The organism is Pseudomonas sp. USTB-Z, assembly GCF_019691255.1.
In the GTDB taxonomy this organism is placed as follows: domain Bacteria; phylum Pseudomonadota; class Gammaproteobacteria; order Pseudomonadales; family Pseudomonadaceae; genus Aquipseudomonas; species Aquipseudomonas alloputida.
This window is the reverse complement of the sequence record NZ_JAECZP010000015.1, coordinates 116,177-139,328: the sequence shown is the minus strand read 5'-3', so window position 1 is coordinate 139,328 and position 23,152 is coordinate 116,177. Positions and strand designations below refer to the sequence as shown.

Here is a 23,152-nt window from a genome sequence, read left to right as displayed (position 1 = left end):
TGCTTCAACCACGCTCACCGAGCAGCCACTGCAGTTGTACTTCATGCTGGCCACGGTCGTCAGTCACGAATACCGTACCTTCACTGATCATCACGTCCCACTTGATGCTACGCGGCATGTCGGTCGCCAGGGTTTCCAGCACCTCTTGCGGCACAGCGGCAATGCTCAGGTTTTTCAGGTTCTTGACCGCGCTCACCACTTTGCCTTCCCACACTCGCAGGCTGCCGTAAGCCAGCAAGCTGGTGCGTTCGGTACGACGCGAGCACCAGGTCAGACGATCGGCATCAGGCTGGCCAACTTCAATCCAGTGCAGCACGCGATCGTCCAGGCTCTTTTCCCACAGCGCTGGCTCATCGACATCCGACAGGCCGCGGCCAAACGACAAGTTCTCGTTGTACCAGAGCGCGTACGCCAACAAACGAACCGCCATGCGTTCTTCGGTTTCCGAAGGGTGCCGAGCGATAGTCTGTTTGACGCTTTCGTAGACGTTGCGATCAAGGTCGGTGAGATTCAATTCGAACTTGTAGGTGGTGGACGGCTGGGCCATGGTCGACGGGCTTCGTGCAAAAGAAAGTGGCACAGTCTACCCCATCCGCACCTTCCATGCCCCGCAGCAGTACCCGGCGTAACCGACGTGTGATAAAACCACGGCTCTGCCCAACTGCCACGGACACCCCATGTCGACGCCCAGCAAACCCCTCGCCGGCCTTAAAGTTGTCGAACTCGGTACCCTGATCGCCGGGCCGTTCGCCTCGCGTATCTGTGCCGAATTCGGCGCCGAAGTGGTCAAGGTCGAATCGCCCGATGGCGGCGACCCGCTGCGCAAGTGGCGCAAGCTGTACGAGGGCACCTCGCTGTGGTGGTTCGTGCAGGCCCGCAACAAGCAGTCGCTCACCCTCAACCTCAAGCACCCCGAGGGCCGCGATATCCTCAAACGCCTGCTCGCCGAGGCCGACATCCTGATCGAAAACTTTCGCCCGGGCGTGCTGGAAAAACTTGGTTTGGGGTGGGATGTGCTGCATGCGCTGAACCCGCGCCTGGTGATGGTGCGCCTGTCGGGCTTTGGCCAGACCGGGCCGATGAAAGACCAGCCAGGCTTCGGTGCCGTAGGCGAGTCAATGGGCGGCCTGCGCTACATCACCGGTTTCGATGACCGCCCGCCGGTGCGCACGGGGATTTCCATCGGGGACTCGATTGCCGCCCTGTGGGGGGTGATCGGAGCGCTGATGGCGCTGCGCCACCGGGAAGTCAATGGCGGCCAGGGGCAGGTGGTGGACGTGGCCCTGTACGAGGCGATCTTTGCCATGATGGAGAGCATGGTCCCGGAATTCGATGTGTTCGGCTTCATCCGCGAACGCACCGGCAACATCATGCCAGGCATCACGCCCTCCTCCATCCACACAAGCGCCGACGGCAAGCATGTACAGATCGGCGCCAACGGTGATGCGATCTTCAAGCGCTTCATGCAGGCCATCGGTCGCGATGACCTCGCCGACGACCCAACCCTGGCCAGCAACGACGGCCGCGACCTGCGTCGTGACGAGCTGTATGGGGTAATCGACCGCTGGGCCAACAGCCTCCCACTGGAGCGACTGATGCAGGTGCTGACCACTGCCGAAGTGCCGGCCAGCCGTATCTATTCGGCCGAAGACATGTTCAACGACCCCCAGTACCTGGCACGCGAGATGTTCCTGCAGGCCAAGTTGCCGGATGGCAAGCCATTCCACATGCCCGGCATCGTGCCCAAGCTGTCGGAGACTCCCGGCTCTAGCGAATGGGTCGGCCCGGCCTTGGGCGAGCATACCGAGGCGCTGCTCGGCAGCCTGGGCTACGACGCAGCGGCCATCGCCAGCCTGCGCGCAGCGGGCACGGTCTGATCCTGGCGCTGACCGGTTCCATGTGCGCGCCCCGCTGCCTACGCCACCTGGTCCTGCTCTGCGGGCTGCTACCTGCGTTGCTGTTGCAGCCCGCACATGCCAAGGAGCACCTCTTCTGGCTGGTACGCGACCTGCCACCGTTCACCATTTTTGATGGCCCGGAAGAAGGCCGGGGGGTCATCGACCAGTTGTTACCGCTGCTGATAAGGCAGATGCCCGAGTACGAACACAGCATCGTGCGGGTCAACCGCGCCCGCAGCCTGCAGATGCTGCAAGACCGTGACACCTTCACCTGCGACCCAACCCTGCTGTGGACACCGGAACGGGCCAAATATGTGCATTTTTCTGTTCCATCGCTGGGCGTGCTCAGCGGCGGCCTGGTGTTGCGCAAGGAAAACCAGGCGCTGGTGGCACCCTACCTCGACGGCCAGCAGGTAGACCTGCATGGCCTGCTGAGCAAGGCGCCGCTAAAGCTGGGGATTGTCGCGGAACGCAGCTATGGCACGCAGATTGACAGCATCTTGCGCCAGTTACCCGACAGCGCGCTCAGCCGCCACTACGGCAACGAGGCCACCGCCAACCTGCTGCAGATGCAGCAGTTGGGGCGCCTGCGCCTGGTGCTCGGCTACTGGCCTGAAGTGCGCTACCTGATCCAACAACAAGGCGGGTCACTGGCTGACTACCAGTTTCATACTGTGCAGGGCGTGGATCGCTACCAGTTTCTGCATGTGGGCTGTTCAGACAGCGAATTGGGGCGTGCGGCAGTTGCCCACATCGACCAGTTGCTGCCCACCCTGCGCCGGGATGTGTTGCCAGGGTTGTATGCCCGCTGGCTGGACCTGGCATTGCGGGAGGACTATCTGGAGGAAAGCCGGCGTTTCTTTGAGGACAAATAAGCCTAGCCGGTCTGCACGGTCGTTGCAGGAGCAGCCGAGGGATACGTGCCTGCCCAGAAAAAGAAACCCCAGGCGCTGGGGAAGACGCCCGGGGTCAAGCGAAAGCCCTTGAGGACTTCCCGTGACAGCCTTGCCAGCGCCGGAGCAAAGCACTGGCTGGCTGCCCTTACACTGTCTGATAAACCACTCAGGCAAAGGTTCCCTGCGGTTGCTGGCGATGCTGCAATGCTGCGATGACACACGGCTGCAACCGCCCCTCAGCTATCTGCAGGTCTCGGTGCAAGCCGTCCACGAGGTCGATCAGCAGGCGTTGCTCCTGCAATTGGCGCTCGCTGACCGTGCGCCGCAAGGTAATACCTGAGAGAGGGTCGTGAACGGTCAGTTGGCGATTACCACTGGGATCGGCGGTGCCGAGGTGGGTCTGATAGGGCGTCAGGGCTTCGTTGAGCAGGCTGCAGATTCTTTCCATCCGGATCACTCGCTGCGTGGTGGGACCTAAAGTAACTGACCAGCAGGCGCCGCAGAAAGTTCGTCAAACCGCGCCCGCTTCAGTGAGCATGCGGGGCTGGCATGACAGTTTGAATACGCGACCCTGGGCGCACCTGCAGTGTTTGCAAGGCGTGCTGCAGGCGTGGCATCGACAGCGGCCAGGGCAACTCGTCGAGCACCCACATGCCACATTTTCTGGCCTCCTGGGCAAGGTTTTGACGCGTTGGGGCAGGCTGGCCGACGAACAGCAATGCGCGCACTCGTCGCTGTTGGGCGAGCAAAGCAAGGCCGGCCCGGGCTGGCATGGCATGGTCAAGGATCAGCAAGTCAGGGCGACGCTCAGCGCAGAGGCAGGCGTCGAGGTCAGCGACGCTCTCGCTGATGCGCACGTTGAAGACGCCTTGGCCATTGAGGGCCTGGTGCAAGAGGATCTGGTGGGATGGGCGAGCCTGGTGAATCAACACATAGGGCTGGTGCATGAGCCGCTCCTGATGGGAGGACCGGCTAATTTATGCTTGGCGCCCGGCAGGCCGAATAGGATGTTTCTGATAGACCGGAGGGAAAAGGCTGAGACGTTGGGGCTGCGCTGCAGCCCCAAACGCCATGCAATTACAGCGGTTTGCCGCGGTTGCCGTGCTGGCCGACAAAGCCCTGTACAGCCTTCAGGTCATTGGCCAGGACCGTGCAACGCTCTTCACGGCTGAACAGGTCGCTGAGGTGCGCGGGTAGCTCCAGCGCCTTGCCCACACCGGCCTTCTCCACCGCGTCCGGGAACTTGACCGGGTGCGCGGTACCCAGCACCACCATTGGCGTGTCCAGGCTGCGGCGGCACTCGCGGGCAGCCTTCACGCCGATTGCGGTATGCGGGTCGAGCACTTCACCGGTGGCGGCGAACACTTCTGCGATGGTCTCGCAGGTTTGCTCGTCGCTGACAGCCAGCGAGTCGAACAGTTTGCGGGCTTCGGTCCAGCGGTCTTGCTCGACGCTGAAGCCGCCACCTTGCTTGAAGTTGGCCATCAGCTCGGCAATCGCACCACCGTTGCGGCCATGCAGGTCGAACAGCAGGCGCTCGAAGTTGGACGAGACCATGATGTCCATCGACGGCGACAGGGTCGCGTGCAGGGTTTCCTTGACGTACTGGTTGCCGCTCATGAAGCGGTGCAGGATGTCGTTGCGGTTGGTGGCGACGATCAATTGGCTGACCGGCAGGCCCATGTTGCGCGCCAGGTAGCCGGCGAAGATGTCGCCGAAGTTGCCGGTCGGTACCGAGAACGCCACCGAGCGCGCCGGGCCACCCAGCTGCAGGGCTGCATGGAAGTAGTAGACGATCTGGGCCATGATCCGCGCCCAGTTGATCGAGTTGACGGCGACCAGGCGGGTGCCCTTGAGGAACGACTGGTCGGCGAAACTGGCCTTGACCATTTCCTGGCAGTCGTCGAAGTTGCCTTCGATGGCGATGTTGTGGATGTTGTCGCCAAAGATGGTAGTCATCTGGCGGCGCTGCACTTCCGATACACGCTGGTGCGGGTGCAGGATGAAGATGTCGACGTTGTCGCAACGGCGGCAGCCTTCGATTGCAGCGGAACCGGTATCACCGCTGGTGGCACCGATGATGACCACGCGCTCGTTGCGCTTGGCCAGCACATGGTCAAGCAGGCGACCGAGCAACTGCAGGGCAAAGTCCTTGAACGCCAGGGTCGGGCCGTGGAACAGCTCCAGCACCCACTCGTTGCTGTTCAGCTGACGCAACGGGGCGACCGCAGCGTGGGCGAACTCGCCGTAGGTTTCTTCGAGGATCTTCTTGAAATCGGCGTCGGCGATGCTGCCCTCGACGAACGGACGCATCACGCGGAAGGCCAGCTCGTGGTAGGGCAAGCCGGCCCACGAGGCGATTTCTTCCTGGGTGAAGCGTGGCAGGTTTTCCGGCACGTAGAGGCCGCCGTCGCTGGCCAGGCCAGCCAGCAGCACGTCTTCGAAATTCAGGGCCGGTGCCTGGCCGCGGGTACTGATATAGCGCATGGGTGCAAACCTTCGATGCTGGGGCCGGGGCCGCGCGGGCGGCCCATCGGCAATATTTGTTAGTTGAGCTGCTCGACGCGAATGCGCACAACCTTGCCGACCACGTCCTGCAGGGCTTCCAGGGCGACGATGGCGTCATTGATACGCTGCTCGACCACGCCATGGGTCACCAGGATCATTGGCACCAGGCCATCCTGTTCCTCGGCTTCCTTCTGCATGATCGACTCGATGTTGATACCGCGCTCCGAGAGGATGCTGGCGACCTGGGCCAGTACGCCCGGGTGATCCTTGGCCTGGATACGCAGGTAGTAGGCGCTTTCGCAGGCTTCGATCGGCAGGATCGGGTGGGCCGACAGCGAGTCTGGCTGGAAGGCCAGGTGCGGCACACGGTTTTCCGGGTCGGAGGTCATGGCACGGACCACGTCGACCAGGTCGCCGACCACTGACGAAGCGGTAGGCTCCATACCCGCGCCGGCACCGTAGTACAGGGTGGAGCCGGCAGCATCACCGTTGACCATGACAGCGTTCATCACGCCGTTGACGTTGGCGATCAGACGGTCGGCCGGGATCAGCGTCGGGTGCACGCGCAGCTCGATACCTTCGGCGGTGCGACGCGCCACGCCCAGGTGCTTGATGCGGTAGCCCAACGCCTCGGCGTAGTTCACGTCTGCCGTTGTCAGCTGGGTGATACCTTCGGTGTAGGCCTTGTCGAACTGCAGCGGGATACCGAACGCGATGGACGCCAGGATCGTCAGCTTGTGCGCAGCGTCAATGCCTTCTACGTCAAAGGTCGGGTCGGCTTCGGCGTAGCCCAGCGCTTGAGCTTCGGCCAGCACGTCCGGGAAGGCACGGCCCTTCTCACGCATTTCGGTGAGGATGAAGTTGCCAGTGCCGTTGATGATGCCAGCCAGCCAGTTGATGCGGTTGGCCGACAGGCCTTCGCGGATGGCCTTGATCACCGGGATGCCACCGGCTACGGCCGCCTCGAAAGCGACAATCACGCCCTTCTCGCGAGCTTTGGCGAAGATTTCGTTGCCGTGCACGGCAATCAGCGCCTTGTTGGCAGTGACCACGTGCTTGCCGTTTTCGATGGCCTTCAGCACCAGGTCGCGGGCGATGGTATAGCCACCGATCAGCTCGATGACAATGTCGATCTCCGGGTTGCTTGCAACTTCGAACACGTCAGCGGTAATGGGGGTACCGGTAATCTGGCAGTTCGGGTTCTGCGAGCGCATGGCGATCTGTGCCACTTCAATACCGCGCCCGGCACGGCGGGCAATCTCCTCGGCGTTGCGCTGAAGTACATTGAAGGTTCCGCCACCGACGGTCCCCAACCCACAGATGCCTACTTTGACCGGTTTCACTGTGAACTCCCCATTGAACGGCCGACACGTTTGCCGACCGTGAAACTTGCCGTCACCCCATGACGACGGCGTACTGAACTGGATTACTTGGCAAGTGCCAGCTTGGCGACCTGCGGTGCCGGCTGGTAGCCCGGAATGACTTGGCCGCTTTCAAGAACAATGGCCGGCGTGCCGTTGACACCGATCGACTGACCCAGCTGGAACTGCTTGCTGACCGGGTTGGTGCACTTGGCGGCCTTGATTTCTTCACCTTCGACCATTTTGTCCATCGCCCCACGGCGGTCGCTGGAGCACCACACCGCCTGCAACTGCTGGTCCCCCGCCGAACCGAGGCCCTGACGCGGGAAGGCGACATAGCGCACTTCGATACCGCGACGGTTCAACTCAGGCACTTCGGCGTGCAGTTTGTGGCAGTACGGGCAGGTAGTGTCGGTGAACACGGTGATGTGCGACTTGGTCTCGCCTTTGGCAGGATAAACCACCATCTCGGCGGCTGGAATGCCGTTGATGAGCTTGGCGATACCTTGGCGTTCGGTTTTTTCGGTGAGGTTGACCGGCTTGCCGTCCTGGATCTGGAACAGGTAGCCCTGCATCACGAATTGGCCGTCAGCGCTGGCGTACAGCACGCGGCCGCCCTGCAGCTTGACTTCATACAGGCCGTTGAGCGGGCTGCTGGCCACGCTTTCCACGGGCACTTCCAACTCGAGGTTCTGCAACGATTTACGGATGGCCTGCTCGGCACCGGCGTTGCTATCGGTTGCCGCGGCAACGGCAAAGGTACTGGCCAGCGCCAACGCGGCGGCGGCGAAAAACTGGGTCACGCGCATGGGAACTCCTGAAGGCGGACAGGGGCCGGAGGGCGCCACCTGCGGAAAAAACGCGGTGACCGTGCGGCCCTTGGTGCAAACCGCTCAAGCCTACCACATCACGCTGCCAGTGAAGGGGGTCGCAAGGACCGGTCGGCGGAACATGAAAAACATTCATCCACGCGGGTGGTGCTGGGCGTGCAACTGCTGCAGGCGGGCCTTGGCGACGTGGGTATAGATCTGCGTGGTCGACAGGTCACTGTGGCCCAGCAGCATCTGCACCACCCGCAAGTCGGCACCGTGGTTGAGCAGGTGGGTGGCGAAGGCATGCCGCAGGGTGTGCGGCGACAGCGGCTTGTCGATGCCGGCAACCCGTGCGTGGTGTTTGATACGGTGCCAGAAGGTCTGGCGCGTCATCTGCTCGCCGCGCTGACTGGGGAACAGCACGTCGCTGGGTCGGCCATTGAGCAGTTCGGCGCGACCATCGCGCTGGTAGCGCTCCAACCACACCACCGCCTCTTCACCCATGGGCACCAGGCGCTCCTTGCTGCCCTTGCCCATCACCCGCAGCACACCCTGGCGCAGGTTGACCTGGTCGAGGGTCAGGCTGACCAGTTCGGTAACCCGAAGGCCGCACGCGTAGAGCACTTCGAGCATGGCACGGTCGCGTTGGCCAATGGCTTCGCCCAGGTCCGGAGCCTGCAACAGGGCTTCGACGTCGGCTTCGGACAGCGACTTGGGTAGCGGCTTGCCCAATTGCGGCATGTCGACCTGCAGGGTCGGGTCGATGGCCACCAGCTTTTCCCGCAGCAGGTAACGGAAAAAGCCGCGCAGGCCGGAGAGGAAACGCGCCGTGGAACGTGGCTTGTAGCCCTGATCCAGGCGCCAGGCCAGGTGATCGAGGATCAGGTCGCGGCCGGCGTCCGGCAGCGATACCGAATGCTCCTGCAGCCAGCCATTGAACAGGGCCAGGTCGCTGCGGTAGGACACGCGGGTGTTGTCGGACAGGCCTTTTTCCAGCCATAGGGCGTCAAGGAACTGGTCGATCAGGGGGTGGTCGAGGGCGGGCATGAAATCTCGGTGGCAAACGACGAAATGGCGCTTAGTCTTTCATAACAACGTCGGCATAGGGAGCCCGCATGAGCGAACAGCAGATCCTTCTGAGTGTGGGCGGCATCGGCGCAGCAGCGCTCGCCTGCCAGTGGCTGGCCTGGCGCCTGAAGCTGCCGGCGATTCTGTTTCTGTTGTTGGCCGGGATCCTTGCCGGCCCGGCGCTGGGATGGCTCGACCCCGAGGCGCTGTTCGGTCCATTGCTGATGCCGCTGGTGTCGCTGGCGGTGGCGCTGATCCTGTTCGAAGGCAGCCTGACCCTGCACCTGTCGCAGTGGCGCGAGATCGGCAGCGTGGTGCATCGCCTGGTCACGGTGGGTGCACTTGTCACCTGGCTGGTGATTGCACTGGCAACCCACTGGCTGCTCGGGTTCGACTGGCCGCTGGCGATTCTTTTCGGCACCCTGACGCTGGTGACCGGCCCCACGGTGATCGTGCCGATGCTGCGCGTGGTGCGGCCAAAGTCTGCGATCGCGAACATCCTGCGCTGGGAAGGGATCATGATCGACCCCATCGGCGCACTGCTCGCCGTGGTGGTATACAGCTTCATCATCGCCAGCGCCGAGGGTAACGGCCTGAGCCAGAGCCTTATCACTTTTGCCGGTGTGATCTTCTGCGGTACCGCCCTGGGCGCGGCAGGGGGCTGGGTACTGGGGCAAATCATGCGCGAACAGTGGCTACCAGAATATCTGCACAATCTCGCGTCTTTGGCGGCGGTACTGGGCATTTTCATCGCCGCCAACCAGATCGTGCACGAGTCCGGGCTGCTGGCGGTGACCGTGATGGGCATGTGGCTGGCCAACATGCGCGGGGTTGATGTGCGCCAAATCCTGCACTTCAAGGAAAACCTCAGTGTGCTGCTGATCTCCGGCCTGTTCATCCTGCTGGCTGCACGCCTTGACCTGCATGCCCTGCTGGGCCTTGGCCCTGCTGTGCTGGCATTGTTGCTGGTGATCCAGCTGCTGGCACGTCCGCTCAATGTTTGGCTGGCCACACTGGGCTCGACACTCAACTGGCGGGAGCGCGCGCTGCTGGCCTGGATTGCGCCACGCGGCATCGTTGCTGCGGCCGTTTCCGCTATTTTTGCCATCCGTCTGCACCAGGCCGGCCACCAGGATGCCTTGCTGCTGGTACCGTTGACCTTCGCGGTAATCATTGGCACGGTGGTACTGCAAAGCGCCACGGCCAGGCCGCTGGCACGCTTGCTCAAGGTCGCCGAACCGGCACCCAGCGGGTTTCTCATCGTCGGTGCCAACGAACCGGCCCGGGCTATCGCCAAAGCCCTTCAACAATTGGGCTGCCGGGTTTTGCTGACGGACTCCAGTTGGGAAAACATCCGCGCCGCACGCATGGACGGGCTCACGACCTACTTTGGCAACCCGGCCTCGCAGCATGCCGACGCCCATCTGGACCTGGTCGGCCTCGGGCACTTGCTGGGCCTCTCTCCCGCCGGCGAAATCAATGCCCTGGCCTGCGCCAGGTTCCGTCATGATTTCGGCCACAGCCGGCTGTTCGTGCTAGCCAGTGGCCTGGAGAAACAACGTAGCGACAAGCATCGGGCGGCCGAAGAACACCGTGGGCATCTATTGGGGGCTAAGCCGATGACCTACCTGCAACTGGCCAACCGTCTGCATCAAGGCGCCGAGCTGTATAGCACCAACCTGACCGAAGGCTTTGGCTGGGATGCCTACCAGGCACTGCATGGCGAACGGGCACACTTGCTGTTCGCGCGCGATGGCCATGGCTGGGTCCATGTAGCCAGCCCTGATAACCCGTTGCAGCCACAACCGGGCTGGACCTTGGTGGCATTGATCGAGCCAGCAGCGCAACCGTAATGCTCAGGTGCCTGGTAGCACGGGCACCGGGCGCTTGTCCTCGTCAATGGCGACGAAGCTGAACACCCCATGGATTGCCCGATCACGGCCATCCAGGTACATGTTCTCGACAAACACATCCACCTGCACCTGCAAGCTGGTATTGCCGACCTTGATCACCGTACCCACCAGCTCGACGATCGAGCCCGCCGGAATCGGGTGCTTGAAATCGATACGGTCGGTAGACACGGTCACCAGCGGCAGGCGGCAGAAACGCGTGGCAGCGATGAACGACACTTCGTCCATCCAGGCCAGGGCGGTGCCGCCGAACAGGGTGTTGTGGTGGTTGGTGGTATTGGGGAACACCGCCTTGGTCACGCGGGTAACCGACAGTTCGGTGCGGCGCTGGATTTCCTGGTCTCGGGTCGTCATGGCAATCACATTCTTGGGGTTTCAAAACGCAAAAAAGCAGCCCGAAGGCTGCTTTTTTCTCGCTAGGCGGCCTCGGCCACCGGGCAAACTGCACTCAGGACAGTTTTTCCTTGATGCGAGCGGCTTTGCCGGACAGGTCGCGCAGGTAGTACAGCTTGGCTTTACGCACGTCACCACGACGTTTCACGGCCAGGCTGTCGATTTGCGGGCTGTAGGTCTGGAAGGTACGCTCTACGCCAACGCCGCTGGAGATCTTGCGCACGGTGAAGGCGCTGTTCAGACCGCGGTTACGCTTGGCGATAACGACGCCTTCGAACGCCTGCAGACGGGAACGCTCACCTTCCTTCACTTTAACCTGAACGACAACGGTGTCGCCTGGTGCGAAGGTCGGGATTTCCTTGCTCATCTGCTCGGCTTCGAGCTGCTGGATGATCTTGTTGGTCATGCTGTGCTCCTAAGATGGATACGCGATCCACCATCGATACGTTTAACTATCGTCCCGCTCGCGGAGATATTCCTCGAGCAGCTTCTTCTCTTCTCCAGAAAGCGAGCGACTTTCCAGAAGATCGGCGCGTCGTTCGAAGGTCCTACCAAGGGACTGCTTCATCCTCCAACGCCGGATATGTGCATGGTTGCCACTTAGCAACACGTCGGGAACACGCTGATCCGCATACACCTCAGGCCGGGTGTAGTGCGGGCAATCGAGCAGACCGTCGGTGAAGGAATCTTCTTCCGCCGAGTCCACATGCCCTAAAGCTCCGGGCAGCAGTCGCGTAACCGCATCGATCAGTACCATGGCCGGCAGCTCGCCACCGGAAAGCACATAGTCGCCAATCGACCACTCCTCATCGACATGAGCCTCGATAAAGCGCTCGTCGATGCCTTCATAACGACCGGCGATCAGGATCAACGATTCCTGTTCGGCCAGGCCTTTGACCGCCTGCTGAGTCAGCTTGCGGCCTTGTGGCGAAAGGTAGATCACCTTCGCCGCTGCTCCGGTCGCCTGCCTGGCGCTAACCAAGGCGTCTTCCAGAGGCTTGATTTTCATCACCATGCCCGGACCACCGCCAAACGGCCGATCATCTACCGTGTGGTGACGATCTGTGGTGTAGTCCCGCGGGTTCCAGCAAGTCACCTGAAGCAACCCTTGTTTCACCGCGCGGCTGGTAATGCCGTACTCCGTGATGGCCGAGAACATCTCGGGGAACAACGTGATGACGTCTACGCGAAGGTTACCCATCGTTTAGAAGTCCGCGTCCCATTCGACCCGCATCACGCCTGCTTCGAGGTCGATTGCCAGCACACATTGCTCCGTATAGGGCAACAGACGCTCGCGATCATCCAGGCTGCCTGCGCAGGGCTTGACCACCATTACATCGTTCGCACCGGTCTCCAACAGGTGATCGACCTTGCCGAACAGTTGTTCGTCCTGGTTGATGACCTTCAGACCTACCAACTGGTACCAGTAGTACTCGTCGGCAGCCAGGTTGGGCAAAAGGCTCCGCGGGATGCAGATTTCGTAACCGCTCAGAAGACGGGCTTCATCGCGATCGTCGAGACCTTTCAGCTTCACGACCAGGCCCTTTTGGGAGCCACGACCGCTGACCAGCTCGACCTGCTTTACCTTGCCTTCGTGCCGAAGCGTCCAGCGTGGATAATCCAACAGGTTTTCAATCGGATCGGTAAAGGAATACACCTTCACCTCGCCGCGAACGCCGTGAACCGAAAAAATCTTGCCAACGACGATGAGGTCGTCAGCCTTTTCTGGCGTCGCGTTCATACTATTCAGGCAGCGGCCTTGGCAGCTTCCTTCAGCAGCTGAGCAACACGCTCAGACGGCTGTGCACCCTGGCTCAGCCAGTAGGTGACGCGCTCTTGGTTGACCGACAGCTTAACTTCGGCGCCAGCAGCGATTGGGTTGAAGAAACCTACGCGCTCAACGAAACGGCCGTCACGGGCGTTACGCGAGTTGGTCACGGTCAGGTGGTAGAATGGGCGCTTTTTCGAGCCGCCACGGGCCAGACGAATGGTTACCATGTGAACATCGTTCCTATAGTCGGTGCTGCAGTTGATACAGCAGCTGGTACTGCAAATCTGAATGCCAAATAGGCACACGGGTGCCCAAAAGGCCGCATATTCTCGGGGAATACACGGACATTTGCAAATGACTTTTTCGGCAAGGCCTCGCCCTGCCGTCCAGATTTGCCGGTTGCGCCGCGAAATTCGCGGCTGTTGCCCCGCTACAGCGGGGGTTCTGGGCGCTTGCCCGACAAAAGGCAGGCACCCGAATCAGGGGTTACAGCTTTGGCATGCCGCCACCTGGCAGCATCCCACCGAGGCCGCGCATCATCTTGGCCATGCCGCCTTTGGCAGAAAACTTCTTCATCATCTTCTGCATCTGCTTGTGCTGCTTGATCAGCCGGCCGATGTCCTGCACCTGGGTACCGGACCCCAACGCAATACGGCGCTTGCGCGAACCGCTGATCAGGTCAGGGTCGCGGCGCTCGGCCGGGGTCATGGAGTTGATGATCGCTTCCATCTGCTTGAACTGCTTTTCAGCCGCGCCCTGGGCGTTGCCCATTTGTGACAGGTTGACCCCGCCGATGCTTGGCAGCTTGTCCATCAGGCCGCCGAGGCCGCCCATGTTCTTCATTTGCTGCAGCTGGTCACGGAAGTCTTCGAGGTCGAAGCCCTTGCCCTTCTTCAGCTTCTTGGCCAGCTTGTCGGCCTTGGCCTTGTCGATGGTCTGCTCAGCCTGCTCGATCAGACTGAGCACGTCGCCCATGCCGAGGATGCGCGAAGCGACGCGGTCGGGGTGGAACGGCTCGAGGGCCTCGGTCTTCTCACCCATACCGATGAACTTGATCGGTTTGCCGGTGATTGCACGTACCGACAGCGCAGCACCGCCACGGGCGTCACCGTCGACCTTGGTCAGCACCACACCGGTCAGCGGCAGCGCCTCGCCAAAGGCCTTGGCGGTGTTGGCAGCGTCCTGGCCGGTCATGGCGTCGACCACGAACAGCGTCTCGATCGGTTTGACGGCAGCGTGCAGCGCCTTGATCTCGTCCATCATGTCGGCGTCGATGTGCAGACGGCCGGCGGTGTCGACGATGACCACGTCGATGAACTTCAGCTTGGCTTCACGGATGGCGGCTTCGGCGATGGCCACCGGCTTCTGGCTGATATCGGACGGGAAGAAGGTGACGCCGATATCGTTGGCCAGTGTTTCCAACTGCTTGATTGCCGCCGGACGATAGACGTCGGCAGACACCACCATCACGCTCTTTTTCTTGCGCTCTTTAAGAAAGCGCGCCAGCTTGCCGGCGGTGGTGGTCTTACCGGCGCCCTGCAGGCCCGCCATCAGCACGACAGCAGGCGGGGCGGCGTTCAGTGCGAGGTCTTCGTTGGCCGCGCCCATCAGGCTTTCCAGCTCGGCCTGGACGATCTTCACGAAGGCCTGGCCCGGGGTCAGGCTGCGCGACACCTCGGTACCGACCGCACGATCCTTGACGCTGTTGACGAAATCCTTGACGACCGGCAGGGCAACGTCGGCCTCGAGCAGCGCCATGCGCACTTCGCGCAGCGTGTCCTTGATGTTGTCTTCGGTCAGCTTGGCCTTGCCGGTGACATGGCGCAGCGTCTGTGACAGGCGGTCGGTCAGGTTTTCGAACATGGTGATCCTTTCAGGCCCAGTAAAGCCGAGGTTTGTCAGGTGCCAGGGGGGAAATACACACCCGCCGGGCACAGCAAGGCGGCGATTATAGCGAAGTGCAGCGGCGACGCACACCTTGGTAGATATTCGGTGGCTGTGCTGGCCTCTTCGCGGGCGCGCCCGCTCCCGCAGGATCTTCACGGCTTGCAGGCCTGGGCCGTACCTGTGGGAGCGGGCGTACCCGCGAATGCCCTGACACAACCCTTCAGTCTTCCTAGAGCGGCAGAATCTATGCCAAACTCCGTCTCTTTAAAGGCTCGCCAACCAGGACTTATGGTCTCCTCTCCCAGCCTCATTCCCAACCTGATCGCCGCCGGCCTATATATAGCAGCGGCCATCTACCAGGGCTCTCACCTGGCCCAGGGCCGCAAGGCCGACAAGCGCCTGCTTGGCCTGCTGGGTGCCTTCGCGGTGCTGGCCCAGGCCGGCGCACTGTTCTTCCAGCTGATCACCCCGCTGGGGCTGAGCCTGGACTTCTTCAGCGCCGCCAGCCTAATCGCCGTGGCAGTCATTACCCTGACATTGCTGGCCTGCCTGCGCATACCGGTAGAAAACCTGCTGGTGCTGCTGTTCCCGCTGGGCGCGGTAACGGCACTGCTGGCGCAGTTCGCGCCCCCCGGTACGGTGCCGCTGATCAATGAGGAACCAGGCATCCTTGCGCATATCCTGTTGTCGATCCTGGCCTACGGGCTGTTCACCATCGCGGTGTTCCAGTCGCTGCTGTTGCTGCTGCAGGACCGCCAGCTGAAGAACAAGCACCCGTCCGGGCTGATCCGCAACTTCCCGCCACTGCAGACCATGGAAAGCCTACTGTTCGGCTTCCTCTGGGCCGGTTGGTGCCTGTTGTCGCTGTCGCTGATCTCCGGCTGGCTGTTCCTCGACAACCTGTTTGCCCAGCACCTGGCGCACAAGACCTTGCTGGCCTGTGTCGCCTGGGTGGTGTTCAGCGTGCTGCTGTGGGGCCGCACCCGCCTGGGTTGGCGGGGCCACATGGCCATCCGCTGGACGCTGGCCGGTTTCTGCCTGCTGATGCTGGCCTATTTCGGCAGCAAGCTGGTTCGCGAATTCATCTTGCATATCTGACGGCCGCCCATGGACACCCTGCCGTACGCACCGCTATTCGGCACTCTGGCACTGGCCCTTTTGTGGTCAGCACTGTTCACCGCCGTGGAGGCTGCCCGCCTGCAGCTCAATGGCGCACTGCGCGCCGGCGAAGACGGCCATCCCGTGCTGCCGGCCCAGGCCTTGGTGCTGTGCGCCAGCCTGGGCAAGCTACTGGTGCTGGGGCTGGCCTGCCTGATGGGCCAGCGCCAGAGCGGCGAGCACGGCTTCTGGCTGGCAGGCCTGGCGGCGACCCTCGCCTTGCTGGTGTTTGCCGAATACCTGCCGCGGCGCCTGGCCCGGCGTAACCCGCAGGCGTTTGTGAGCCTTGGCGCCAGCCTGCTGAAAGTGCCTCTCGCACTGCTGCAGCCACTGGCCTGCCTGCTGGACGGCGCCGCCAAGCTCATGCTGCGCCCGTTCCGCGCACAGCCCACCGCTGTGGCCCTGCACACGCAGGATGCCGACGACTTCGATGAGGATGAACCGCACGAAGCGCCTCGCCATGGCCTGCTCGACGGCCTGCAGTCGTTGGACAAGATCACCGTCAACGACATCCTGGTGCCGCGCAACGAAGTGGATGGCATCAACCTCGACGAGCCGATCGAACGCATCATCGAGCAGTTGATCGTCAGCCGCCACACCCGCCTGCCGGTCTACCACAACGACATCAACCAGGTCGAAGCGATCCTCAACACCAAGCTGATCAGCCACCTGCTGCCCAAGGCCGAGCTGACCCTGGAAGCGCTGCACAGCGCCTGCTACGAACCCTATTTCGTACCGGAAAGCACGCCCCTGCAAATGCAGTTGTTGAACTTCCACAAGCAGCAACGCCGCTTGGGCGTGGTGGTGGACGAGTACGGCGAAGTACTGGGTATCGTCACCCTGGAAGACATTCTCGAAGAGATCGTCGGCGAGTTCGAGGACGAGCAAAGCCTGGAAAACCCGCATGTGCATCCGCAACCCGATGGCACCTTCGTCATCGATGGCACCGCTTCGTTACGCGAAATCAACCGTACCCTGAGCTGGCACCTGCCCTGCGACGGCGGGCCGAAAACCCTCAACGGGCTGGTCACCGAAGCGCTGGAAAGCATCCCGGAAAGCGCTGTTTGCCTGAAGATAGGCCGCTATCGCCTGGAAATCCTTGAAACAGAGGACAATTGCGCCAGCAAGGTACTGGTGTGGACCGTGACCCGATAGCTATACTCGGGTCACGCTTACCCAGCCCCGCCGTCACGCCTGCTACCCGCACCCGGCGCTCCACGGCCAGTCCGCTCCACTGATACGCCCTGCGGTCCTGCGTCAACACCCCCGAACAGTACCCGCCCCCCGCCCCTACCCCCCTTGGGCCATCGTCAGTCGGGCGCACACAACAAAACGCTCCGGCGTCCGCGTCACCGTGCCTTTTACAGGGCACGCCACTGCGGGCCAAGCCCATGGAGCCGGACCAGACTGTCAGGGACCTATTCAATGACAAGCAGCAGCACTTACGCCCAAGCGCCTGCCACACCCGTCAACTCGCCTGCGCGGGTCGCCACTGCCAGCTTCATCGGCACCGCCATCGAGTTCTATGATTTCTACGTCTACGCCACCGCCGCAGCCTTAGTGATCGGCCCGGTGTTCTTCCCGTCCGGGTCGGGCACCGCGCAAATGCTGGCCGCCTTCCTCACCTTCGGTATCGCCTTCCTCGCCCGGCCACTGGGCTCGGCGTTGTTCGGCCACTTCGGCGACCGCATTGGCCGCAAGTCGACGCTGGTCGCCTCGCTGCTGCTGATGGGCGTATCCACCACCGCCATTGGCGTGCTGCCGGGCTACGACAGCATTGGCGTGTGGGCGCCGATCATTCTCTGCCTGCTGCGTTTTGGCCAAGGCCTGGGCCTGGGCGGCGAATGGGGTGGCGCGGCCCTGCTGGCTACCGAAAACGCGCCGGAAGGCAAACGGGCCTGGTTCGGCATGTTCCCGCAGCTGGGGCCGTCAATCGGCTTCCTGGCGGCCAACGGCCTGTTCCTGACCCTGGCCCTGGTGCTCAGCGACGAGCAGTTCCGTGAGTGGGGCTGGCGCATTCCGTTCCTGCTCAGCGCCGCACTGGTACTGGTAGGCCTGTACGTGCGCCTGAAGCTCGAAGAGAGCCCGGTGTTCGCCAAGGCCGTTGCCCGCCACGAGCGGGTGAAAATGCCGGTGGTCGACCTGTTCTCGAAATACTGGCTGCCAACCCTGCTGGGCGCTGCGGCCATGGTGGTGTGCTATGCACTGTTCTACATTTCCACGGTGTTCTCGCTGAGCTACGGCGTGACCACACTGGGCTACAGCCGCGAAACGTTCCTTGGCCTGCTGTGCTTCGCGGTGGTGTTCATGGCACTGGCCACACCGTTGTCGGCCTGGCTCAGTGACCGTTACGGGCGTAAGCCGGTACTGATCGTCGGCGGCCTGCTGGCGATAGCTTCGGGCTTTACCATGGAGCCACTGCTGACCTCGGGATCGACTGCGGGGGTGGCGCTGTTCCTGGCCATCGAGCTGTTCCTGATGGGCGTGACCTTTGCGCCGATGGGGGCACTGCTGCCAGAGCTGTTCCCGACCCACGTGCGTTATACCGGTGCCTCGGCGGCGTATAACCTGGGCGGCATCGTTGGCGCCTCGGCGGCACCGTTCTTTGCCCAGAAGCTGGTGAGCATGGGGGGATTGAGCTGGGTGGGCGGTTATGTGTCGGCGGCGGCGGTGATCAGCCTGATTGCCGTGCTGTGCCTGAAAGAGACGCGCAATACCACGCTGTAAGCCACTGGGGCCGCTTTGCGGCCCTATCGCGACACAAGGCCGCTCCCACAGGAATAACGCAGCTTCCAGGCTTACGCGATCCCTGTGGGAGCGGCCTTGTGTCGCGATAGGGCTGCGAAGCAGCCCCAGCACTCTCGGATCAGAACTCGACCTTGACCGCCTGCGAAGCACGGGTCGCCTTGGCCCGCGCCAGTTCGACCGATTCGTCACGCGCCAGGCACACGCCCATGCGGCGGGTACCGTTGATTTCCGGCTTGCCGAACAGGCGAATGGCGGTATCCGGCTCGCTCAGCGCTGCGCCCAGGTTGGCGAAGCTGGTCTGTTGGGACTGGCCTTCGGGCAAGATCACTGCCGAGGCCGACGGGCCGAACTGACGCACCACCGGAATCGGCAGGCCGAGAATGGCGCGGGCATGCAGGGCGAATTGCGACAGGTCCTGGGAAATCAGGGTGACCAGACCGGTGTCATGCGGGCGCGGCGACACTTCGCTGAACCACACCTGGTCGCCCTTCACGAACAGCTCCACACCAAACAGGCCGCGACCGCCGAGGGCATCGGTGACCGCCTTGGCCACGCGCTGCGATTCGGCCAGCGCCTTCGGGCTCATGGCCTGTGGCTGCCAGGACTCTTGGTAATCGCCCTTCTCCTGACGGTGCCCGACAGGTTCAAGGAAGGTGGTACCGCCCACGTGGCGCACGGTCAGCAGGGTGATTTCATATTCGAAGTCGATGAAACCTTCGACAATCACCCGGCCCTTGCCAGCGCGGCCGCCCTCCTGGGCATAGTCCCACGACTTCTGCAGGTCAGCATCGCTGCGCAGCAGGCTCTGGCCTTTGCCCGACGAGCTCATCACCGGCTTGACCACGCACGGGTAACCCAGGTCGGCTACGGCCTTGGCGTAGTCTTCATAGGTGTCGGCGAAGTGGTACGGCGAGGTTGGCAGGTCCAGCTCTTCGGCAGCCAGGCGGCGGATGCCTTCGCGGTTCATGGTCAACTGGGTGGCGCGGGCGGTGGGCACCACGGTGAAGCCTTCGTTTTCCAGCTCGACCAGGGTGGCGGTGGCGATGGCTTCGATTTCCGGAACGATGTAGTGCGGCTTCTCGGCTTCGATCACCGCGCGCAGGGCAACGCCATCGAGCATGTTGACCACATGGCTGCGGTGCGCCACCTGCATTGCCGGAGCATTGGCGTAACGGTCGACGGCGATTACTTCGACGCCCAGGCGCTGCAGCTCGATTACCACTTCCTTGCCCAGCTCGCCACAGCCGCAGAGCAGTACACGGGTCGCGGTGGGCGACAATGGGGTTCCGATACGGGTCATTTCAGGTCCTCGAAGGCATCCGGGGCCGCGCCAGGCTAGGCGCCACCCGCTGAAAAAGGACCGCTATTCTACACCATCAACCGGCCACGGCGGCCCGCCGGGCGCGAAATGCCATGGCCAGCCACACCGCGGTTACACCGGCGAACTTCGAGGCCATCGCGGTGCCGATGACTGCCGGGGTCAGCGCGCCGATCATGCCGAAGAAAATGAAGGTATCCACCGGGATGCTCAGTGCCGAACTGAGCCACAGGCGGTCGCGCAGCGGCCGACGGGTGATGCTGAACACCAGCCAGTCGATCAGCTCGGAAATGAAGAACGCAGTGGCGCTGGCCAGGGCGATGGCCGGCTCCGAGGTGACATAGGACAACACCAGCGCCGCCAGCATGGCCACCAGCGCGCCGTGACCGAAGCGGGTTTGCACCATGTCGCGCAGGATGAACACCAGGCCGCCCCAGGCGGACCAGATGATGTCCAGATGCGGGGCACTGGAGAAGGCGTAGTTGATCAGCACTACGCTGCTGATATAGGCAATCAGATAGAACATGGCGGGCTGTCTGTGGGCAAGCCGTACAGATTACCGCCGGGCCGTTCGCGGGTAAACCCGCCCCCACAGATGTTGTGCAGCCCTCAAGGCTGACGCTGTACCTGTGGGAGCGGGCGTGCCCGCGAAGCCGCCACCACGGTACATGGCACCGGCTTCGCTGGTGTTCGCGGGCACGCCCACGCCCAAAGGGTGCGCGTCAGGCCTGCAAGATGAGGCCGGCTTCTACTGCCCGTTCATGACAACGCTTGAGCACCGCCCGGCGCTCGTCGTTGTCCATCCGCCCCCAGCGGCCAATCTCGGCCACGGTACGCTGGCAGCCGGTGCAGATATCCTGCTCGTCCAGCGCGCAAATGCTCACGCACGGCGATGCCACCGGCCGCTCTGCTACATCACTCATCATCAACCACCAACGCTTGCGCATAACGCTGGGCATTGTGCACGTAATGTGCGGCACTCGCTTCAAGCATGCGCTTCTGCTGCTCGGTCAGTTCGCGTATCACCTTGCCCGGCGAGCCCATCACCAGCGAACCGTCCGGGATTTCCTTGCCCTCGGCGATCAGTGCATTGGCGCCGATGATGCAGTGCTTGCCGATGCGTGCGCCATTGAGGATCACTGCGTTGATACCGACCAGGCTGTAGTCGCCCACCGTGCAGCCATGCAACATGGCATTGTGGCCCACGGTCACGCCCTTGCCCAACGTCAATGGCGAGCCCATGTCAGTGTGCATCACCGTGCCATCCTGCACGTTGCTGCCTTCGCCAATGTCGATCAGCTCGTTATCACCGCGCAACACCGCGCCAAACCACACACTGGCATTGGCTTGCAGGCGCACGTTGCCAATGAGCGTGGCGTTGGGGGCGGCCCAACTGGTGGGGTGGCTCTCGACCCGCAGGTCGCCCAGGCGATATTTCATGCTTGTTCCTCAGGCTGCGACGCAGACGGCGGGGTAGGCCCCGCTCAATTTTCGATGTAACGCTCCGGGGGTTGATGCAGGCTGATACCGGCATCGAACAGCAGGTTGACCAGCTCGACGATCATGATCGCCGACAACCCCCAGATCTTGTATTCACCATAGCGGTAACTTGGCACATACCAGCTACGCCCCTGGTAATCGATACGGTGGGTATGGTCACGCGGGTCCTGGCGGAAGAATTCCAGCGGCACGGTGAATACTGCCGCGATCTCGGCATCATTGGCGCGATACTCGACGAAGTCCGGGATAAGCCCGACGAATGGCGTCACTTTCAGGCCATGTAGCGAAATCAGCGGGCTGAGCGGGCCAATCACCTCCACCAGGCCAGGGGGCAGGCCGATTTCTTCTTCAGCCTCGCGCAGGGCAGTAAAGACCAGGTCCGGGTCTTCCGGGTCGCGGCGGCCACCGGGAAAGGCGACTTCACCACCGTGGGTAGACAGGCCCTTGGCGCGCAGGGTCAAAACCAGTTCGGGCGCTTCGCTGCGGGTAATGGGCAAGAGGACCGCCGCTTCGGGGAACCGCCTGTCGGTTTCCAATGACGCGGGTTGGTGGTTGCTCATTCGGCGAAGTAGCTCGTCCAGCATTGCGCACGCTCGTATCCAGGTCCTGTGTTGCATCATGCACCAAAGCCGCGAAGCACCCAAGCCCCAGCGCTTGCGGCGGCACGGTGGCCGCGCCAAGATAGCCTTGAACATAAGGAACCACACATGAAATTCTGCAGCGCGTGCGGCCAACCGGTCACTCAGCAGATCCCCGAGGGCGACAGCCGCCTGCGGTATGTCTGCGGCTCTTGCCAGACCATCCACTACCAGAACCCCAACATCGTGGCCGGCGTATTGCCGACCTGGGGCAGCCAGGTGTTGCTGTGTCGCCGCGCCATCGAACCGCGCCGGGGTTTCTGGACCCTGCCCGCCGGTTTCATGGAAAACGGCGAAACCCTCGACCAGGCCGCGCGTCGCGAAACCGTCGAGGAAGCCTGCGCCCGGGTCGGGCCGACGTCCCTGTACCAGCTATTCGATCTGCCGCACATCAACCAGGTGCATGTGTTCTTCCGCGCCGAGTTGGCGGACCTGGACTTTGCCGTGGGTGCCGAAAGCCTGGAGGTGCGCCTGTTCGAAGAACATGAGATACCGTGGAACGCGCTGGCTTTCCGCACCGTCACTCGCACACTAGAATGCTACTATCGCGACCGCATCGGCCAGCACTACCCCATAGGCCATGAATACCTGCCGCCGATGAACGTTTCGCCACACACCTAAACGCCTTCAGGGATACTGTTACATGCGCTGGTTGCTTGCCCTTTTCTGCCTTTGCGTTACCTCGGTGTCCCAGGCGGCCTTCACCGAAACCATCATCCGCAAGCCCGCGCCGGCAGCGCAAACCCCATCGCCTTCGCAGCAAGCCATGCAACCGTTGATCGACAAGGTACTGGTGATCAAGTCCGAGCGCCGCCTGCAGTTGATCAGCCGTGGCGAGCCGCTGAAAACCTACCGCATCTCGCTGGGCAAGCAGCCCAAGGGCGCCAAGGAACGCGAAGGCGACAAGAAAACCCCTGAGGGCTTGTACTGGCTGGACTGGCGCAAGCAGAGCGACCGCTTCAACCTGGCCATGCACATCAACTACCCGAACATCAGCGATGCCGCCCGCGCGACCCGGGCAGGGGTGAGTGCCGGCAGCATGATCATGATTCACGGCACGCCGATCAACGATGAATACCCGGAATGGTACTTCCATACCCTGGACTGGACGGATGGTTGCATTGCCATGCGCAACCGCGACATGCAGGAAGTGTGGGACTTGGTACGGGATGGAACGCTGATCGAGATCAGGCCTTGATATAGGGCCTTTCAGTACAGGTTGTAGGAACCTTCTCACCACTTTGCGAGAACTTGCCTGACAGTTGCTTAGGCAGGGTACTGCATCC

Annotated in this window: 26 protein-coding genes; 8 read left to right on the top strand and 18 right to left on the bottom strand. The window is 62.4% G+C overall.

The window, feature by feature from the left end; translation table 11 throughout:
* Window positions 1-4: 4 nt before the first annotated feature.
* On the bottom strand, window positions 5-547 hold the full coding sequence (locus I8746_RS18205; RefSeq protein ID WP_003252169.1) for a YaeQ family protein: 543 nt from the start codon (window positions 545-547) through the stop codon (window positions 5-7).
* A 130-nt stretch (window positions 548-677) separates the two neighbouring features.
* On the opposite strand from I8746_RS18205, the gene I8746_RS18200 reads away from it, so the two are divergent.
* Both I8746_RS18200 and I8746_RS18195 read left to right on the top strand, forming a co-directional pair.
* The gene (locus I8746_RS18200; RefSeq protein WP_014592187.1) at window positions 678-1,877 is read left to right on the top strand and encodes a CaiB/BaiF CoA-transferase family protein; all 1,200 of its coding nucleotides are present in this window, start codon (window positions 678-680) and stop codon (window positions 1,875-1,877) included.
* A 20-nt stretch (window positions 1,878-1,897) separates the two neighbouring features.
* Window positions 1,898-2,773 carry a TIGR02285 family protein gene (locus tag I8746_RS18195; protein ID WP_047604472.1) on the top strand — a complete coding sequence of 292 codons (876 nt, stop codon included), beginning with the start codon at window positions 1,898-1,900 and terminating at the stop codon, window positions 2,771-2,773.
* Window positions 2,774-2,960: 187 nt separating this feature from the next.
* On the opposite strand, the gene I8746_RS18190 is transcribed toward I8746_RS18195, so the two are convergent.
* From I8746_RS18190 to xerD, 6 genes are all read right to left on the bottom strand, one after another.
* Window positions 2,961-3,242, bottom strand: coding sequence for a DUF3509 domain-containing protein (locus I8746_RS18190; RefSeq protein ID WP_061405586.1), 282 nt, complete (start codon window positions 3,240-3,242; stop codon window positions 2,961-2,963).
* Between the two features lie 79 nt (window positions 3,243-3,321).
* On the bottom strand, window positions 3,322-3,741 hold the full coding sequence (locus I8746_RS18185; protein ID WP_004575449.1) for a response regulator: 420 nt from the start codon (window positions 3,739-3,741) through the stop codon (window positions 3,322-3,324).
* 130 nt (window positions 3,742-3,871) lie between these two features.
* Window positions 3,872-5,281, bottom strand: a complete 1,410-nt coding sequence (gene thrC, locus I8746_RS18180; RefSeq protein ID WP_161775329.1) for a threonine synthase — start codon at window positions 5,279-5,281, stop codon at window positions 3,872-3,874.
* A 59-nt stretch (window positions 5,282-5,340) separates the two neighbouring features.
* On the bottom strand, window positions 5,341-6,645 hold the full coding sequence (locus I8746_RS18175; protein ID WP_003252157.1) for a homoserine dehydrogenase: 1,305 nt from the start codon (window positions 6,643-6,645) through the stop codon (window positions 5,341-5,343).
* An 83-nt stretch (window positions 6,646-6,728) separates the two neighbouring features.
* Complete coding sequence (locus I8746_RS18170) at window positions 6,729-7,472, bottom strand: thioredoxin fold domain-containing protein (RefSeq protein WP_003252155.1); 744 nt, start codon at window positions 7,470-7,472, stop codon at window positions 6,729-6,731.
* A 153-nt stretch (window positions 7,473-7,625) separates the two neighbouring features.
* A complete protein-coding gene (gene xerD, locus I8746_RS18165; RefSeq protein ID WP_003252154.1) occupies window positions 7,626-8,522 on the bottom strand; it encodes a site-specific tyrosine recombinase XerD in 897 nt (298 codons plus the stop codon).
* 68 nt (window positions 8,523-8,590) lie between these two features.
* Between xerD and I8746_RS18160 the strand changes: the two genes are divergently transcribed.
* Window positions 8,591-10,396, top strand: a complete 1,806-nt coding sequence (locus tag I8746_RS18160) for a sodium:proton antiporter (protein ID WP_088513351.1) — start codon at window positions 8,591-8,593, stop codon at window positions 10,394-10,396.
* A 3-nt stretch (window positions 10,397-10,399) separates the two neighbouring features.
* Here the strand turns inward: I8746_RS18160 and I8746_RS18155 are convergent, their stop codons facing one another.
* The 6 genes from I8746_RS18155 to ffh form a co-directional block, all read right to left on the bottom strand.
* Window positions 10,400-10,807, bottom strand: coding sequence for an acyl-CoA thioesterase (locus tag I8746_RS18155; protein ID WP_003252150.1), 408 nt, complete (start codon window positions 10,805-10,807; stop codon window positions 10,400-10,402).
* A 94-nt stretch (window positions 10,808-10,901) separates the two neighbouring features.
* Entirely contained in the window at window positions 10,902-11,252 is a 351-nt protein-coding gene (gene rplS / locus I8746_RS18150; RefSeq protein ID WP_003252148.1) for a 50S ribosomal protein L19, read from the bottom strand.
* A 42-nt stretch (window positions 11,253-11,294) separates the two neighbouring features.
* The gene (trmD, locus tag I8746_RS18145) at window positions 11,295-12,047 is read right to left on the bottom strand and encodes a tRNA (guanosine(37)-N1)-methyltransferase TrmD (RefSeq protein WP_003252146.1); all 753 of its coding nucleotides are present in this window, start codon (window positions 12,045-12,047) and stop codon (window positions 11,295-11,297) included.
* Window positions 12,048-12,050: 3 nt separating this feature from the next.
* Complete coding sequence (gene rimM / locus I8746_RS18140) at window positions 12,051-12,587, bottom strand: ribosome maturation factor RimM (protein ID WP_003252144.1); 537 nt, start codon at window positions 12,585-12,587, stop codon at window positions 12,051-12,053.
* 5 nt (window positions 12,588-12,592) lie between these two features.
* A complete protein-coding gene (gene rpsP, locus I8746_RS18135; RefSeq protein WP_003252142.1) occupies window positions 12,593-12,844 on the bottom strand; it encodes a 30S ribosomal protein S16 in 252 nt (83 codons plus the stop codon).
* A gap of 259 nt (window positions 12,845-13,103) precedes the next feature.
* Window positions 13,104-14,480 carry a signal recognition particle protein gene (gene ffh, locus I8746_RS18130; RefSeq protein ID WP_003252139.1) on the bottom strand — a complete coding sequence of 459 codons (1,377 nt, stop codon included), beginning with the start codon at window positions 14,478-14,480 and terminating at the stop codon, window positions 13,104-13,106.
* A 312-nt stretch (window positions 14,481-14,792) separates the two neighbouring features.
* Between ffh and I8746_RS18125 the strand changes: the two genes are divergently transcribed.
* The 3 genes from I8746_RS18125 (at window position 14,793) to I8746_RS18115 (ending at window position 18,389) form a co-directional block, all read left to right on the top strand.
* Window positions 14,793-15,602 (top strand): inner membrane protein YpjD, encoded by an 810-nt coding sequence (locus tag I8746_RS18125; protein WP_003252138.1) that lies wholly within the window; start codon window positions 14,793-14,795, stop codon window positions 15,600-15,602.
* A gap of 9 nt (window positions 15,603-15,611) precedes the next feature.
* Window positions 15,612-16,817: a transporter associated domain-containing protein gene (locus tag I8746_RS18120; RefSeq protein ID WP_180689337.1), complete on the top strand. Its 1,206-nt coding sequence runs from the start codon at window positions 15,612-15,614 to the stop codon at window positions 16,815-16,817.
* A 270-nt stretch (window positions 16,818-17,087) separates the two neighbouring features.
* On the top strand, window positions 17,088-18,389 hold the full coding sequence (locus I8746_RS18115) for an MFS transporter (RefSeq protein WP_014754323.1): 1,302 nt from the start codon (window positions 17,088-17,090) through the stop codon (window positions 18,387-18,389).
* Window positions 18,390-18,528: 139 nt separating this feature from the next.
* Here I8746_RS18115 and purT read toward each other — a convergent pair whose 3' ends face one another.
* The 5 genes from purT to I8746_RS18090 all read right to left on the bottom strand — a co-directional run bounded on the left by purT (window position 18,529) and on the right by I8746_RS18090 (window position 21,812).
* Window positions 18,529-19,710 (bottom strand): formate-dependent phosphoribosylglycinamide formyltransferase, encoded by a 1,182-nt coding sequence (purT, locus tag I8746_RS18110; protein ID WP_010952557.1) that lies wholly within the window; start codon window positions 19,708-19,710, stop codon window positions 18,529-18,531.
* A 76-nt stretch (window positions 19,711-19,786) separates the two neighbouring features.
* Window positions 19,787-20,254 carry a VUT family protein gene (locus tag I8746_RS18105; RefSeq protein ID WP_003252131.1) on the bottom strand — a complete coding sequence of 156 codons (468 nt, stop codon included), beginning with the start codon at window positions 20,252-20,254 and terminating at the stop codon, window positions 19,787-19,789.
* Between the two features lie 196 nt (window positions 20,255-20,450).
* Complete coding sequence (locus tag I8746_RS18100; protein ID WP_012053591.1) at window positions 20,451-20,654, bottom strand: DUF1289 domain-containing protein; 204 nt, start codon at window positions 20,652-20,654, stop codon at window positions 20,451-20,453.
* Window positions 20,644-21,168, bottom strand: coding sequence for a gamma carbonic anhydrase family protein (locus I8746_RS18095; protein ID WP_098089311.1), 525 nt, complete (start codon window positions 21,166-21,168; stop codon window positions 20,644-20,646). Before I8746_RS18095 ends, I8746_RS18100 begins: the two co-directional genes overlap by 11 nt.
* Before the next feature lie 44 nt (window positions 21,169-21,212).
* On the bottom strand, window positions 21,213-21,812 hold the full coding sequence (locus I8746_RS18090; protein WP_003252125.1) for a CoA pyrophosphatase: 600 nt from the start codon (window positions 21,810-21,812) through the stop codon (window positions 21,213-21,215).
* 123 nt (window positions 21,813-21,935) lie between these two features.
* Between I8746_RS18090 and I8746_RS18085 the strand changes: the two genes are divergently transcribed.
* Window positions 21,936-22,487: an NUDIX hydrolase gene (locus I8746_RS18085; RefSeq protein WP_003252122.1), complete on the top strand. Its 552-nt coding sequence runs from the start codon at window positions 21,936-21,938 to the stop codon at window positions 22,485-22,487.
* Window positions 22,488-22,509: 22 nt separating this feature from the next.
* Window positions 22,510-23,064 (top strand): murein L,D-transpeptidase family protein, encoded by a 555-nt coding sequence (locus I8746_RS18080; RefSeq protein ID WP_003252119.1) that lies wholly within the window; start codon window positions 22,510-22,512, stop codon window positions 23,062-23,064.
* Window positions 23,065-23,152 lie beyond the last annotated feature (88 nt).